Raw genomic sequence first — 13,568 nt, 5'->3', positions numbered from 1 at the left:
TAAAAACAAAATTAGCCTTCTTAACTTACACGGAAAGGAGTTCCCCCGTATCATGAGCATTGCAAAAAAGATCTATTATCAAACAGTACAGTTAGCTAATTTATCACTACTAAAAAAGATCTATCCCGGCAGGTTGTTATTACCTTATCATCACCTGGTAAGTGATGCAGCAGTTCCTCATATCAGGCATCTGTATCCCTATAAGGGAGTGGCTGCCTTTAAAAAGGATCTGGATTATCTGCTGAAACATTTTAACCCGGTTACGTTGCAAACGGTAATCAGCTGTCTGCGTACACAAACTCCTGTACCACCCAATTCATTCTTACTTACTTTTGATGACGGGCTGCGGGAAGTAGCAGATGTAATTGCTCCTTTATTATTTCAAAAAGGTGTGCCCGCTGTCTTTTTTCTGAACAGCGCTTTTCTGGATAATCAATCCCTGTTTTATAAGTTTAAAGTAAGCCTGCTGATAGAAGCATTACAACAGCAGGAGCATACCCCTGCAACGCTGGATGCACTGGCTAAAGTACTGCAATGCCCGGCACCTTCAAAACAGGAGCTGATCGCAGCTATAAAGCGGATTACCTATACCTCCCGGGAAATAACAACGGCTTTAGCTGATATACTGGGCATTTCCTTTCAGGAATACCTGGTGAAACAAAAGCCTTTTTTAGATAGCGGCCAGGTAAAAACATTGATTGATCAGGGATTTGCCATCGGTGGGCATAGCATTGATCATCCTTATTATGAAGCATTGCCACTGGAAGAGATGCTTACGCAAACCCGGGGATCTGTAGATTTTTTGGTCAATAAGTTTGGCTTATCCTATAAAGCATTTGCTTTCCCACACACAGATGCGGGCATTCCCAAAGCATTTTTTGATCAGTTGCTGGGGGGATCATCTCCCGACCTGGATATTATCTTTGGTACCAATAACCACCGGGAGGATATTTACCCGCAGATTTTTCACCGGTTTAATTGTGAAAGACCAGGAATTAACATTGAGGCAGCAGTAAAAGGAATAATGCTCTATAATTATTTGCATAAAAAGAAGGGTACTGCTGCAATACAGCGGTATTAAGTAATACTTTTAATAATATTTTAATTACATAATAAGTTGAAACATCAATTCTTTTAATATTTGGAATTTACCTTTTTATACATTATATTTATTTATGAATGATGGTATAATTTATATGTGTTTTTTATTGAAAATACTAGCATTCAATTTATTTAAACACTATTTTTGCACGGGTAGTGGAATTTTAGGATGGCTGATGAGTTGGGAAGGTATTATCTGGAATAATTAATAAATTTAACCTTTAGTGAAAAACCGAATTAATCTTAAGACACTCTTCAGTGCCTTTCTACTGGCATTATTATTTACTCTCCCTGCCCTATGCTTCGCACAAGGTGATCAAACGGCTATCTCAGTTAAAGTTACTTCTACGGGCGCTACAACCGGAGCCTGGCTACATCTCCCTGATGATTACAATACTACAAAAGAGAATTATCCATTAATTATTTTTATCCATGGTGTGGGTGAAGGAGGGAGTGATGTAAATGCTGTATTAAGACAGGGGTTACCAAAACTTATCGCCAATGGGGCTAAAATGAACTTTACGGTGGGAGGAAAGCTGTTTAAGTTCATTGTGATATCGCCACAGTTTTATGGTGGATGGGCAAATGAATTGATGATACAAAGTGTGTTGGATGATATGAAAGCCAGATACCGGGTAGATGCATCCAGGATATACCTTACCGGATTAAGTGCCGGAGGATATGGCACCTGGAATTATGTAGCATCTGGTAAACAATATGCAGACAACATTGCTGCGATTGTCCCGGTTTCTCCAGCCGCAATCGACGTAAGCAAACTAAATAATTTCTGCAATACAGTAGTGGCTGCAAAAGTACCCGTGTGGTCGTTTTCAGGTGGGGGCAGCGGGGATGCTTCTTTTCTGAATAATATGCAGAAGTTTGAACAACAATACAACAGCTGTAATCCTGCTGTGAAAGCTATTTCTACGGTTATTCTGGGAAGCGGACATGAGGCTGCTACCTGGGATAAGGCATATGATGCTACACATACTTATCAGAATCCGAACATATACGAGTGGATGCTGCAGTACAGCAAAGGAGGTACTACAACACCACCGGCCAATACGCCGCCGGTAGCAAATGCCGGAAACAATGTTACTATCACTTTACCGGTAGCAAGTGTATCCCTGGATGGGAGTGCTTCTACAGATGCCGATGGTACCATTTCCACTTACAAGTGGGCTCAGATTTCAGGGCCTTCTACTGCTACGCTTACAACACCCAATGCTGCTAAAACCAATGCAAATGCACTGGTAGCCGGTAGCTATGTATTTGAACTGACCGTTACAGATGATAAAGGGGCCACTGCCAGTGCAAGGGTCACTATTACCGTAAATGAAGCTGTAACGATCCCACCTCCGGTAGTAACACTGGCGAGTAGTAATATCAGCATTACAGCTCCTGCCAACAGTGTAATATTGGACGGATCTGCTTCTTCAGCTCCCAACAGCACGATTGCCAGCTATAAATGGGAAAAAATATCAGGCCCTGCTGCAGGTACACTGGTAGCTGCCAATGCCGCAAAGGCTACTGTTAATAGCCTGGTGGAAGGGAGTTATGTTTTTAAACTGACTGTTACCAATGCAGCAGGGGTATCCAGTGCTGCGAATGCCAATGTAAGCGTTCAGGCTGCTCCCGGAGGTACTCCCCAGGATTGTAATTGTAAACATGTTATTAAACCTGGCCCTGATGGGGGGATTTACAGCAACGGACTTTTACAGAATGTTCAACCAGGGGATACGATTTGTGTGCCTGCTGGTAATTATCCCTATATCCAATTTTTTAATTACGTAGGCTCCAAGGAAAAACCATTGGTATTTATTAACTGCGGCGGACAGGTAAAAGTAGGCGATGGCGGGAATTATGGTCTGATCTTTAATCAGTCCAAGTTTTTTAAAGTAACAGGTTCCGGGAGTGCTGATAAATATGGTTTTTATATTGATGGGGTGAGTAAGCCGCTTAGCAGTGGTCTTGCCATGGGAAAAGGATGTACTAATTACGAGGCGGAAAGGATAGAGATCGCCCGTGCATCTGCCGGGGTATTGGCAAAGATTAATCCTGACTGTGATCCAATTAACCAATACCCGAATTTTGAAATCCGCGATCTTAGCTTTCATGATTTATATGTACATGATATCGTAGGGGAAGGACTTTACATTGGAAATACGTTGCCCAATGGTGCAGACATTACTTGTGCAGATGGGAGCGTGATCAGAGCATTACCGCCACGCATTTATAATGTGAAGATTTATAACGTCATCACCCGGAATACAGGATGGGATGGTATACAGGTGGCTTCTGCTCCACAAGGGGTAGAGATCTATAATAATGAGGTCTATAACTTTGGGGTAGAGAACAAAGGCAGCCAGCAGGCCGGTATTATCATGGGAGGTGAATCTCAGGGAGTGATCTATAATAATAAGATCATAAAGGGAACAGGTAATGCCATTGAGGTATTTGGAACCGGGCTAACCAAAGTGTATAATAACATCATGAGCGATGCCGGCTGGGATGGTACCACCGGCGGACAAGATGCTATATTTATAGATGACCGTCCTACCAAAAACAACTATACACCATTACAGGTACACCTGTTTAATAACACCATTGTAAATTCCAAACGGAACGGGATTATGATCCTGAGTACCTATGGTACCGTAGGCACAAACAACCTGGTGTATAACAACCTCATAGTAGGCGTGGGATCTACTGCAGAAGGGGACAGGGCTTATGTAAATATTATGAAGGGAGTGGATTTCAAAACCTCCAATAATCTCTATTTAAGCAGCCTGACTGCAGCAGGATTTAAGGATTTAGCCCAGAAGGATTTCCATCTGGTAGCAGGCGCTCTGGCGATTGATAAGGGAATGGATTTAACAGCGCAGGGAGTTACTTTTGATATTGATGGCGATGGCAGGCCTTTTGGTAGTGCCTTCGATATAGGAGCAGATGAGTATACCGGGGGCGTAGTTACGAATAAACCACCAGTAGCAAAAGCAGGTAATGATATTACGATCACCCTTCCTGTAAATAGTGTACAGCTCGATGGCAGTGCGTCCACTGACCCGGACGGCACTATTAAGTCTTACAGCTGGGTAAAGCTGAGCGGTCCTGCCGCAACGATTGCCACTGCTACAGCGGCCCGTACAGCTGTGAGTGCACTGGTAGCAGGCACTTATGTATTTGAGCTGACGGTAACAGATGATAAAGGGGCTACCGCTAAAGACCAGATTACTGTAAAAGTGAACCCAGCCGCCAATAAGCCTCCTGTGGCCAATGCGGGAGAGAATGTTACGATTACTTTGCCGGTGAACACCGTACAATTGAATGGCTCCGCATCTTCTGATCCGGATGGCAATATCCAATCCTACAGCTGGGTAAAGACAAGCGGTCCTGCCGCCACGATTGCTACTCCCAACGCAGCGAGTACAGCGGTAAATGGCCTGCTGGCAGGTACGTACGTTTTTGAATTAACAGTAACGGATAATAACAATGCTACTGCCAAAAGTAGTGTCACGGTTATAGTAAATCCAGCCGCCAATAAACCTCCTGTGGCCAATGCGGGTAAAGATCAGACTATTCAGTTGCCCACAAGTAGTGTACAGGTGGATGGTAGTGCTTCTACTGATCCGGATGGCAGCATTAAGTCTTACAGCTGGGTTAAGATCAGCGGGCCGGCAGCGACGATCGCTACACCGAATGCGGTACGGAGTAGTATCACCGGGCTCGTAGCAGGAACCTATGTATTTGAACTGACTGTTACAGATGATCAGGATGCTACTGCAAAAGCCCGTGTAAAAGTTACCGTAAATGATGTCAATAATCAACAGCCGATAGCTGATGCTGGCAGTAATGTGACGATCACTTTACCCACAAATAGTGTGCAGGTAGATGGTAGTGCTTCCAATGATCCGGATGGCAGTATCGTAAGTTATAAATGGGTTAAGATCAGCGGGCCGGCAGCTACCATTGCAACACCCAATGCTGCTACAAGCACGATCAGCGGATTAGTGGCTGGTGTATATGTATTTGAATTGACGGTTACAGATAATAAAAATGCTACCGCCACGGCACAGGTTACTGTTACAGTAGTGGAGGCTAATAAACCCCCTGTTGCCAATGCAGGCAGTAATATTACGATCACCCTGCCTACCAGTACGGTACAGTTGAACGGAACTGCCTCTACAGATCCTGATGGCAGTATCGTAGGTTATAAATGGGCTAAAGTAAGTGGTCCTGCTGCCACCATTGCCACGCCTGGTGCTGCCAGCACAGTAGTCAGTGATCTGGTTACTGCTGGTACTTATATCTTTGAACTGACGGTTACAGATGATCAGGATGCAACGGCTAAAGCACGTGTTACCGTTACCGTAAAGGATGTCGCCAATCAGCCCCCGGTAGCTGATGCAGGGATTAATGTGACCATTACCTTGCCTACGAATACCGTAAATGTAGATGGCACGGGTTCATATGATCCGGATGGTACTATCACGTCCTACAAGTGGGTTAAAATAAGTGGCCCCGCTGCCACCATCGCACAGCCCAATGCTGCCACCAGTGCAATTAGCGGGCTGGTAGCAGGGGTATATGTATTTGAACTGACAGTTACAGATAATAAGAACGCTACCGCTACCGCACGTGTTACTGTGACGGTAAATGCAGTGAACATTCCTCCTGTAGCCAATGCGGGCAGTAATATTACCATTACGCTGCCAGCTAATACCGTGCAGTTGGATGGTACTGCTTCCACAGGCAGTATCGTCAGTTATAAATGGGCTAAAGTAAGTGGTCCTGCAGCGACTATCAGCAGCCCCGGCGCTGCAAGAACTGCAGTAAGTGGCCTGTTAACTGCAGGAAGCTATGTATTTGAGTTGACCGTAACTGATGAAAATAATGCTACCGCCAAAGCGCGGGTGACCGTTACAGTGAAAGATGTTCCGGTGACAAATGATCCGCCGATGGCAGATGCTGGAATTGACAGAACAGTGAGTGCAGCACAGGAATACATAACGCTGGATGGCAGTGCTTCTACCGATCCGGATGGCACTATTGTAAAATATGTATGGCAACAGGTATCCGGAACACCTGCATTGCAGATTGTTTCTCCCAATAAAGCAGTCACCTTTGTGACTGGTCTGGTGCCAGGAACGTATCAGTTTAAATTAACAGTAACGGATGATAAAGGAAGTACGGCTTCTTCTACTGTACAAATTATTGTATCCGAATCAGCAGAGCATAGCGCTTTTAAGATAGCCCTTTTTCCGAACCCGGCTACGGATATGATCCGTCTTAATGTTAACAAGACCTCGACGGAAACAGTAAATGTTTTTATTTTTAGTGCTACAGGAAAGTTGCAGCAATCCTTCTCCTTTGAACCTGGTGTACAGATTCAGAAGCAGATAGACATTAGTCGTCTGGCCCAGGGGATTTATTTGTTACAGATCACCAACGGCAAAAACATTAAAGAAGTTATAAAATTTGTTAAGTCATAAATGAGGAGCGATCTAAATCCGGGTATGCACAACTGCATACTTGGATTTGATTCGCAGGAAGCGTTTTTCATACCACTCATAAGAGAAGTAAGCTATAATACAAGTTACTACTACACATGCTATCGGATAAAGCAGGTCATATATGATAAGTGATCTACCTGCTCCAAATATTTTTATAAATACAATAATCAGCAATTGGCAAACAGGCGTATGGAACATATAGATGCCATATGAAATTTTGCCAAGTGTTTTCATGATTGGATATTCCAGGTTTAACAGGCTATTTTCAGATACCGCTGCCAGCATCAGGTAGCCGAAGAGAGCAGCATGAATAAAATGATCAAAATAATATTTACTGACTACGGGAATTTTCAATACAGAGAAAATAACCAATACTGTTAGCAATAGCATTGCAATTTGTATGGGCTTGGTAAATCCTTTACTTAAAAAGCCCAGATATCTTTCCCGGTGGAAAAGAATATAAGCTGCAAACATACCTGTACCAAACAGTTCCAGTTTGTCGAACAGTAACAGATAACTGGTTTCCAGCAGGTATTCTGCTTTTACATCAAAAAAATAGGGGAGGATCAGGCAAAGGAGCTTGCTGGTAAAGCCAATGGTGATTAATACCATAAACAGGCTTTTCAGCCGCTTACGGAACAGCAGCAGCAACAATGGCCATAGCAGATAAAACTGCTCTTCAATACATACCGACCAGGTGATTTCCAGTATGCCCTTATTATAAGGGAAAAAGGCCAGCTGTATATTTACTGCAAACAATAAAAGGAAAATAAGATTGGTAAATATAGTTCGTGAATCTTCTGCAGTAGGAATGCCCATCATATTGAACAGGTAAGGGGCTATCAGGGTAAGGCTGATACCATAGGCCAGGTACAGTGGCCATATACGTAAGATCCTTCTGAAATAGAAGTTCTTAAAATTAATAGTACCTGTCTGTGCATTTTCACTCATTAACAGGTAACTGATCAGGAATCCGCTTAATACAAAGAACAGGTTTACACCTATTCGCCCTGTGCTGACGAATGCTTCATTCAGAAAAGAAAGCTGTCCTACCTGGTGATGTGCCTTGAAGAACTGGGCATGATGTAATATCACCAGCAGTGCTGCTATAAACCTGATGCCATCCAGATTCTTAAAATAGACTTTCATTCAACTATATTAAACAGGTATAGGTATAGGGATAAGGACATTGTTTTTACTGTCTTTTATATTGCAGCATCCATTGATAAATGTTCATGCCGTTTTCTGTATAACGGGGATCATAAAAATCCTTAAAACAGCAATGTTTGTTATGATGGATGGTGGTTTTAGCAAGCCCTGGACCATATTTATTGGTGCTGTCGGCATAGGCATGTACCGTTTCCATAAAATGAGGTTCCAGCCTTCCTGCAAAATACCAGCAATGAACGCCTGCATCAGCAATCAGTTTGAACTGTTTTTTGTTTTTATCATCCAGTGTTGTGGGCGACATGGCTACTACTGCTGCGATACGTTTAGAGATTGCCGGACTTTCTGTAACAGCCATTAAAGCGGCCCATCCTCCTGCACTATATCCGGTAAGGTATACCCTGGTGGTATCTATACGGTATGTTTTCAGTAAGTCGTCCAGTACGGCCATCACTTCTTTTGGTTTTAAACCAAAACTAGGTGCCTGGGGCATAACGGTAATGAACTTATACATCTTTTTGTCAACCGGATTTACTGCATCCAGTTTAACTCCTTTGTCCAGCCAGAAGGGGATACCTTCCAGTGCGAGTTTAGAGAGGTCAGTACCTGCTTTACTTTTACCATGAAGAAATATTATGATGGGGTATTTCTTGTTGGTAACATTATAATCATCAGGTAGTTGTATCAGCGCGCCATTCTTCTTTCCGTTAGGTGTTACTTTTACTTCTATTTGCTGCATATTTTTTTGAGCGTAGGCACTCAGGTCATTTCCCAATAAAGAAATTATCAGGAAAGCGGATAACATATATTTCATTATCTGTACTTTAAAATTCAAAATCGGTGTATTCTTGATATAATACTATTGCTGCCTATTTCTGCAATAGTACTTCTTCCAGTTTTACGCCTATCATTTCTTCTATTTCCAGTTTAAGAACATTCACTTCTTTTTGTAATACTTTCTGTCTTACCAGTTGCTCATTCAGTGCTTTTGAGGCGATACTATATTCCTGGTAGCTGATACCACCACCTGAGAATTTCTCTTCTACAGTGGCAAACGCTGCGGCATCATCGTCTGTCAGTTCTGTTTGCATCTGGAGCAGATCTACCTTGTTCTGATAGTCTTCATAAAGTGATAATACCTGTCTTTTGATTAAGCGGGCTATTCCTTCTTTTTGTTCCTCAGCAATGGCTTTATTCTTTTTGGCAATTTTCACCTCGGCTGGCTTGGTAATCAGCGAACCTAACGGTACGTTGATACCTACGTTCCAAAGTGGGTAATAGATATTTCTACCATTAGCCGCATCATTTTTATAGATACCTGTTGTTACCTCGTTCAGGTTTACGCTGGCGGTAACATAATTCAGCCAGGCTGCATTCGCCTTGGTGATCTCGTACCCGGTTTTATCCTGTTGGTATCCTGCAATCCTCATCTGGGGATTATTTAATGCCAGTTCCACCAGCCGTTCTTTAATAGCATTGTTAGCCGGTGAGGGTTGGCTTGCGTTATGCGTGGGCTTTGTTTGTGCCTGCAAGTAGGTTGATAGCAATGCTGCACAAGAAAAAAGGAGTATTCGTTTCATAATTTAACTGTTATTAGATTTTTTTTATTGGGTTGTTCTTTTTCAAATGTGATGAGTTTTACAAGTGCTGCCAGCATCGAGTAAAAGAAAAAACATCCGGGTATCTGGCCAATGGCCACCTGGGTATAATGTGCTACTATGTATCCATATAATGCGGCTAATATGGCTGCATAGATTCCTTTGATTTCGGGCGACTGGCTTTTATAAAAATTCCTGATCCCCGTTCGTAAAATCACAAAATAGGTGAAGCAGGTCAGGAATAATCCTACCCATCCGGTTTCCAGTGCGCTTTTCAGATATCCACTATCCGGTGGAAAGCCGGCCAGTGTATGCCCGGGATTATATTGAGAACCTACCACACCGGATGTACTTAATCCACCACCTAAAGGATGACGGAGGATATAAGGTTGTATCCGTTCTCTGTTGACATCCCGAACGTTAAAGGAGCCGTCTTCAGAGAGCAGGAAGGTGGTTCTGATACGACTGATGGTGCCGTTATGGAATGGTCCGAAAAGCACTACAATAAAGACCATCATAGAAAGGATGGCAAATGCCATTGTTTTCTTGCTGGTAATGGTCATCAGGACGTAAAAGATAACTCCTGCCGGCAGCATGGCATATGCGGTACGGGTGCCGGAAAAGGCCATCCCCAATGCCATGGGAATACTGATACCCAGGAGGAGCATCCGCTGTTTGCGGGTTACACTTCCCATAGAAAGTACCAGCGCGAATATTACTGCATCTGCCATCAGCATACCATAAGCGGTAGGATCAGACAGGAAGGAAAATTTGCGCATACTGCCCGCCTGGAAATACAGTTTGTAACGTATTGGGTCCCTGTTTACCCACCTGTCTTCAAAGCCCAGTAATCCATGCCATTCCTGGAAGCAGCCATACGCACCTGCCAGGAAGGCCAGTACCAGCCATAATTTGATAAATTCTTTTACTGTTGCCAGGTCCTCAAAAATGTGCAACGATATATAAAAGATCATGACAAAGTTGAGGAACTTACGGAAGGCAAAGACCCAGCCCGGAATAGAATCCATTGACGGGTTAAATAATTCCACTACCAGAAAAACCATGAAAAGGAAATAGACAGCAGCAATAGGATTCTTGGAATGTTGCCAGTATTTCTGTCTTTGCACGGTTTTCCTGAAATAAATACCAATAAAAGTAAGTGCTATCAGCCCGTCGATCCCTAAGCCTACCGGTATGTTTTCACTGATCAGCCTGTTGATATAGAAAGCAAAGAACGACAGTGATACCGTAATATAAAATCCCAGCTTGGTATTGAATAAACAGATAAAGGCCAGTGTTCCCCCTAGTAAACCCGCTATAAAAAGCATGCCCACTAGCGTATCTATTTTGGCTATTGCAAAGGCGAGGACCAGTGCTACCAGCCCCAGCAATATATAGCCTAACGGAGAATCCAGTTTCCTTTCACCAATCTGTTGTTTTACCAGATTGGTTAGCATGCTGAAAAGCCCGGGCCTTTTATTGGTAGTGGAATAATTCACCTAGTAAATGGGTTTAAAAAAACAACATTTTTAAAAAAAGGAAGAGCAGGGTAAATGCTACAAACATAGTTACCATGATTTCCAGAATGCTGTCGTTACTGAATCTCTTATCCGGCATAACAGGATTATTTGTTTTTCTTTAATGCCTGGTAGTGCGCACTCATTTTAGAGAGGCTGGTATCCCAGGTATGTGTGAGCGCAAATGCCTTTCTTGCCTTTCTGATTTCGCTGTCAGGATCTTCTGCCAATGCTTTTTCTATGCTTACCACGTAGTCTTCTTTTGTTTTACATTGATAGATATATCCGTCAAAAAGTTTCATGGCCAGTGTTTCTGTCACTACTACTGGTTTTTCCAGTACCATGTACTCATCCAGTTTACGTGGATAGTTGCCTATCGTCATACCATTTACCAGCTGAGGATTCAGGCATACATCAAAGAACTGGATGAATTGTGGTACCCTTACCTCCGTCGTATTTCCAAGGAAATAGACGTTAGGCATTTTATGCAGGTTGCTTTTACGGAAGGTGCTGTCTTCCGGTCCTACCAGCACAATGCTCCACTCCGGACGGGAAGTCGCGATATGCTCCAGTATTTTTATATCCAGGCGGGAAACGATCAGGGCCCCCATGTAACCAATAATAGGTCCTTTGATGCCTTTCATTTCTTCCGGCAGGGTAAAAGGCGTTTCTGGGAAGAAGCGCTCAAAGTCACAGCCTTGCAAAATGTTGTAGGTTTCAGGATTATATTTCCTGCCATAGTCTTCCAGGTAATCAGAGTTGGTAACCACCATGCTGGCCTTGGCCATCAGGGAAGGCTCCAGGCGTTTACCATGTCTTACAAAGAAGGGGTGGGTAGCAATGTTATCACGGCTGTAATAGATACAGTCTGTTACTTCCGGCAGGAGTTCTATGAGATACTGTCCGCGGTAGAATTCATTGTCATTAAACAGCAGTACATTTTTAAATCCCAACCGCTTTAGTGCCTGATTGATCTCTTTGGCCAACCGTTTGTTATTAATTTTATTGACAAAATCAAATACGCCGGCGAGTGGTATCCAGTTAACTGATTCCAGCATGGTACGTGGGTCCAGTGTCCAGAAGTTGGGAGCGATGTTGGTAATATCATCCGCTTCTTTCCTCAGACTTTTGAGGCGTGTTTTTATCTTTGGGTCATCTTTAGATCTAATAACGGTGATCCTGTCCAGGGCCCGGTTTACATATAGCACTCTGTTAAACTGGGATAACTCTTTAGCCACATTTTTACAGTTACTGCCAATTGCAATGTCCCAGGGTTGAAGTCCTACTACAAGGATATCCCTTCCTTTGATCATCTTACTTTCCATTTTAATGAAATTTTTTGTTGTAAAACAGCAATGATATCCGGATAGAATAGTATCATATGCTTGAATGTATTTGAAAGGCTGCTGCCTATTTTTTTATAAAGGATCACTTGTGTGATGAGTAAACAGATAGCGTAGGAAGTCATAGTACCATATGCGGCACCCAACAATCCAAAATGTTTGGTGAAATACCAGCAGATAAAAATATTGCAGATGGCAGTGACCGTTGTCACAGCAAAATTTGTTTTCGGTAATCCGATAGAGTCCATGATAGTACCAAATTGTTTGATAAAGGGGAGAAACAGCCCATACAGAATAGTGATCTGCAATATGGGAGCTGCCTCTTCATAATTGGCCCCTGCAATAATATATAATACAAGTTTTGGTAACAGGAATATACCTAAACTTACTGGTAATGCAATGGCCAATATAGCCCCCACTGCTTTTTCGTAGTAGAATTTCACTTTTTCCATATTACCGGCTTCCATCATCTGGGCCGTTTTAGGGAAAAGGATATCAGCCAGCACCTGGGAAGGTACATCTACCAGGTTGGAGATACGCAGGCATACACCATATAGTGCTACAGACGCAGTAGACAGGTAAGACGAAATAACAAACTGGTCCGTATTACGGAAGATGGAAGCGCTGATATTGGTGCCAAACACATATTTCCCAAAGTGCCAGAGCTTTTTAACCCATTGGGGATCCACTTTAATAGTACCTGTAAGGAATTTTCTGGCAAAATAGGCGGACACCAGAGCGCCGAATAAAATGCCCAGGTTGAAATAGATCACTAATAAAGTAAGGGTAATATGTAATCCTGCCAGCAGGCTGATGATAATTAATCCGAAGGACACACCCTGGCGTGTCAGATAGGCCCAGAAGATACCCTTGAAATCGGCATTGGAATTCTGAATCCATTCAAAATGTGAGAAAGGGATCAGCAGGAGCAGACCTGGTAAAAAATAATACATGACCTCCACCAGCCCGGGGGCTTTCAGAAAATTACTGATAGGCACGATAAATACCACAATCAATAATAAGATACATATTGTGGCAATGCTATTGAGTGTCAGGGCACCTGTATGGATAAAGGCATGTTCTTCCTTTTCTGAACTGTTCAGGTACTTTATCACGGCATTTTTGATCAGGGAGTGCCTGATCACTTCAATGATGGCGGTATACACTAAGAACAGGTTCCAGGTACCCATATCGGGTTTGGAAAGTGTACGGGTCAAAACAAGGATACTACCTACACCAAACAACAGCACAGCCACTTTTTGCATGCCGCTGTAAAGTCCGGATTTAAGCCAGTAGGTATATTTCTGATCACTCATATCTAAGTTGGAT

The 13,568-nt window shown here is 43.0% G+C and carries 8 protein-coding genes; 2 read left to right on the top strand and 6 right to left on the bottom strand.

From position 1 onward, the window contains the following. Positions 1–52 precede the first annotated feature (52 nt). Together ABR189_RS08550 and ABR189_RS08545 are read left to right on the top strand one after the other, a co-directional pair. Positions 53–1,081, top strand: coding sequence for a polysaccharide deacetylase family protein (locus tag ABR189_RS08550; protein ID WP_354660055.1), 1,029 nt, complete (start codon positions 53–55; stop codon positions 1,079–1,081). Between the two features lie 244 nt (positions 1,082–1,325). Continuing rightward, positions 1,326–6,593 (top strand): PKD domain-containing protein, encoded by a 5,268-nt coding sequence (locus ABR189_RS08545; RefSeq protein WP_354660054.1) that lies wholly within the window; start codon positions 1,326–1,328, stop codon positions 6,591–6,593. 12 nt (positions 6,594–6,605) lie between these two features. On the opposite strand, the gene ABR189_RS08540 is transcribed toward ABR189_RS08545, so the two are convergent. From ABR189_RS08540 to ABR189_RS08515, 6 genes are all read right to left on the bottom strand, one after another. Continuing rightward, positions 6,606–7,763 carry an acyltransferase family protein gene (locus ABR189_RS08540; RefSeq protein ID WP_354660053.1) on the bottom strand — a complete coding sequence of 386 codons (1,158 nt, stop codon included), beginning with the start codon at positions 7,761–7,763 and terminating at the stop codon, positions 6,606–6,608. Between the two features lie 46 nt (positions 7,764–7,809). After that, positions 7,810–8,595, bottom strand: coding sequence for a carboxylesterase family protein (locus tag ABR189_RS08535; RefSeq protein ID WP_354660052.1), 786 nt, complete (start codon positions 8,593–8,595; stop codon positions 7,810–7,812). A gap of 55 nt (positions 8,596–8,650) precedes the next feature. Beyond that, positions 8,651–9,361 carry a TolC family protein gene (locus ABR189_RS08530; protein ID WP_354660051.1) on the bottom strand — a complete coding sequence of 237 codons (711 nt, stop codon included), beginning with the start codon at positions 9,359–9,361 and terminating at the stop codon, positions 8,651–8,653. Beyond that, positions 9,358–10,878: an O-antigen ligase family protein gene (locus ABR189_RS08525; protein WP_354660050.1), complete on the bottom strand. Its 1,521-nt coding sequence runs from the start codon at positions 10,876–10,878 to the stop codon at positions 9,358–9,360. The genes ABR189_RS08530 and ABR189_RS08525 overlap by 4 nt, the downstream gene beginning before the upstream one ends. Before the next feature lie 125 nt (positions 10,879–11,003). Next, positions 11,004–12,221: a glycosyltransferase gene (locus ABR189_RS08520; RefSeq protein ID WP_354660049.1), complete on the bottom strand. Its 1,218-nt coding sequence runs from the start codon at positions 12,219–12,221 to the stop codon at positions 11,004–11,006. Then, on the bottom strand, positions 12,206–13,555 hold the full coding sequence (locus tag ABR189_RS08515) for a flippase (protein ID WP_354660048.1): 1,350 nt from the start codon (positions 13,553–13,555) through the stop codon (positions 12,206–12,208). The genes ABR189_RS08520 and ABR189_RS08515 overlap by 16 nt, the downstream gene beginning before the upstream one ends. Positions 13,556–13,568: the final 13 nt, after the last annotated feature.

Origin of the sequence: Chitinophaga sp. H8 (genome assembly GCF_040567655.1) — a bacterium.
GTDB classification, from domain to species: Bacteria; Bacteroidota; Bacteroidia; order Chitinophagales; family Chitinophagaceae; genus Chitinophaga; species Chitinophaga defluvii.
The sequence above is the reverse complement of the archived record's forward strand: the minus strand, read 5'-3'. Positions and strand labels throughout refer to the sequence as shown.

What these genes read in the sequence shown, in the direction of transcription:
- ABR189_RS08520 (WP_354660049.1), bottom strand. Translation starts at nt 12,221, where the DNA reads ATGGAAAGTAAGATGATCAAAGGAAGGGATATCCTTGTAGTAGGACTT.
- ABR189_RS08515 (WP_354660048.1), bottom strand. Translation starts at nt 13,555, where the DNA reads ATGAGTGATCAGAAATATACCTACTGGCTTAAATCCGGACTTTACAGC.
- ABR189_RS08535 (WP_354660052.1), bottom strand. Translation starts at nt 8,595, where the DNA reads ATGAAATATATGTTATCCGCTTTCCTGATAATTTCTTTATTGGGAAAT.
- ABR189_RS08550 (WP_354660055.1), top strand. Translation starts at nt 53, where the DNA reads ATGAGCATTGCAAAAAAGATCTATTATCAAACAGTACAGTTAGCTAAT.
- ABR189_RS08530 (WP_354660051.1), bottom strand. Translation starts at nt 9,361, where the DNA reads ATGAAACGAATACTCCTTTTTTCTTGTGCAGCATTGCTATCAACCTAC.
- ABR189_RS08540 (WP_354660053.1), bottom strand. Translation starts at nt 7,763, where the DNA reads ATGAAAGTCTATTTTAAGAATCTGGATGGCATCAGGTTTATAGCAGCA.